Below are 2707 nucleotides of genomic sequence, written 5' to 3'. Positions count from 1 at the left end.
TTCTCGGCTGGTGAGAGAGAGTCTATCTTTCTCTAAAAAAATGGAGAATCACGTTGGGGAACCCTTTGGTATTTTATCCATGACTACAATGCACAGCAAAGCAAAGGATTAAGCCGCCATCACTACTACCGAATCACCACCAGGCTATTTTAAATAGATACCATGTTTGGACAAATTCCCAAATTATTCTCAAGCCTCAAGCTATACTGGCATAATAGATGCGGTCTAATACAGTTATCCCTTGACTATTTGATTAATGATGAACAACCAACAAAACGGGGCTTTGAAAACCCAAAGCCAAGGAAATCTACCAGTTTTTGCTCAACCGGCTTTTATCCCCTCCCCGACGCAGGAAGAAGAGGAACTCAACCTGCGTCAAGTCTTTTCTGTGGTCAAGCATCGCTGGTGGATAATCGCTGGCATCACCCTAGGGGTGACAGGAGCGATCGCTACTTGGACTTCCTTAAAAACCCCTATCTATCAAGGTAGATTCCTGCTGCTCATCGGTCAACCGATTGAGCAAAATAAAAGTTCTTCCAGACTGGCAGCCCAAGATATCCTACCTCAGTTAGGTGGTGAAGACATCGATTATGATACCCAAATCGCTGTTTTAACCAGTCCTCAACTCCTTAACCCCATCCTTAGTAAAATAACCCCTAAGTATCCTGATTTTACCTACAGTGATTTAATTAGTGAAACTGGCAAATCTGATCTCAAAATTAGTCAATTAAAAGAGACGAAAGTTTTAGAAATTTCCTATCAAGATGCGGAACCGGAAAAAATTAAGCTGGTTTTAGATAATTTAGCCCGTCATTACCTAAACTATAGTTCTCAGGAACGGAAGACCGAAATTAATCAAGGCTTAGATTTTGTTAACGCTCAATTGCCCGTGCTGCGGGAACGAGTTAATTCTCTACAAAAACAAATGCAGCAATTCCGGCAGCAATACAATTTCCTGGATCCCGATAAAGAGGCGACTCGTTTATCACAACAGTTAACCACTACTGAACAAGATCATCGGGCAGCCCAAGTCGCCCTTAACGAAATTAACTCTCGCTATCAAGCTTTACAGCAACAGGTGGGATTAGAGCCTAATCAAGCAATTATCGCTACTTATCTCAGTGAATCTCCCGGTTATCAAGATTTGCTCAAGCAGTTGCAAGAAGTGGAAGTGGAATTGGCGAAACAATCGGCAGTTTTTGCCAAGGATAGCCCGATAATCGCCACCCTAGAGGAAAAACGGGCTAATTTACTGCCCCTACTGCAAAACGAAGCCCAGAGAACCCTAGGGGAAAAACTGCCCCAGACAGTGGGTAATTCCCCGGCTTTGGTGTCACAGAGCGCTTTGCGGGTAGAATTAACCCAGCAATTGGTGGAAGCCGCTAACAGTCGCCAAACCCTAGAAATTAAGGTAGAATCCCTTGCCCGGGCCCTCGAACAACAGAAAGCCTCGGTCAAAAATCTGGCGGTTTTAGCCCGTCGTTATACGGATTTGCAGCGAGAATTGGAAATTGCCACCACCAGTCTCGGCCGTTTTCTGGAGGAACAACAAAAACTCCAACTCAAGGTGGCACAACAGGTCGTCCCTTGGCAACTAATTTCCCCACCAGAAGTAGGGGAGAACTTCGTTTCCCCTAAACCCGTGCGAAATCTGGCTTTAGGGGTTATCGGTGGTCTGTTACTAGGCCTAGGGGCGGCCTTTTTAGCTGAAAGATTAGACCCCGTTCATCACAGTGCAGATGAACTAAAAGAAGATACCAAACTACCCCTTTTAGGCGCAATTCCTTGGCAAAAAGACCTCGGTACGATCGAAAAAGTGATCACCGCCGCCCTACCCCAGTTAACAGTCGGCGATCGCAAAATTACTATCCCTAATAGTACCCCAAAATCAGCCAACGAAAACCCCTACTACTATAATTTCTCCCCCTTCTCGGAGGCTTTCCACACTCTTAACACCAATATTCGCCTCCTCGGTTCCGATTCCCCCCTCAAGTCCCTCGTGATTAGTTCCTTATCACCGGGAGATGGTAAAACCACCATGGCAATAAATATCGCTAAGGCTGCCGCTCGTATGGGGCAAAGAGTCTTACTGGTGGATGCCGACCTGCGACGACCCCAGATTCACCAGCGACTTAATCTCGATAACGACCACGGCCTTAGTAATGTCCTCGCCGAGGGTCTCGATTGGAACGAGGCCGTTCAATCCCTACCCCGCTACGAGAATTTATCGATTCTTACCGCCGGTTCAATTCCCCCGGATCCCACCCGCTTGCTTTCTTCCCAGAAAATGCAGGAGATGATCTCGCAATTACAGCAAGACCACGCCTTCGATCTAATTATCTACGATCTACCTCCTCTCGTCGCTTTTGCCGATGCGAAAATTCTCGCCGCCATGGCCACTGGCCTAATTCTCGTCACCAGATTGGGCAAAACCGACCGCTTTGCCCTGAAAAATCTGCTCGAAGACCTGAGATTATCCCACATTTCCGTATTAGGTTTAGTGGCTAATAATGTTAGTCGGAAAGACCACAATTATCGTTACTATGGCCATTACTACGGCAAAAGATAATTAGGGCTTGCTGAATAAATCTAAAAACCTTGTTGGATAAGACTTTTGGACTTTTTTCCCCTCAAAAAGTACCAGATATGGGAGTGATCAGGGGTAAATTCAGGGACTTTTTCCCTGAAAATTAGGTAATTGACCCCC

Annotated in this window: 1 protein-coding gene; it reads left to right on the top strand. The window is 45.9% G+C overall.

All coding sequences use genetic code 11. The annotated features are described in order from the left end of the window. Positions 1-256: 256 nt before the first annotated feature. A complete protein-coding gene (locus tag O9295_RS19085) occupies positions 257-2569 on the top strand; it encodes a GumC family protein (RefSeq protein ID WP_288034549.1) in 2313 nt (770 codons plus the stop codon). Positions 2570-2707 lie beyond the last annotated feature (138 nt).

Origin of the sequence: Microcystis sp. LE18-22.4A (genome assembly GCF_027531105.1) — a bacterium.
GTDB lineage: Bacteria > Cyanobacteriota > Cyanobacteriia > Cyanobacteriales > Microcystaceae > Microcystis > Microcystis aeruginosa.
The sequence above is the reverse complement of the archived record's forward strand: the minus strand, read 5'-3'. Positions and strand labels throughout refer to the sequence as shown.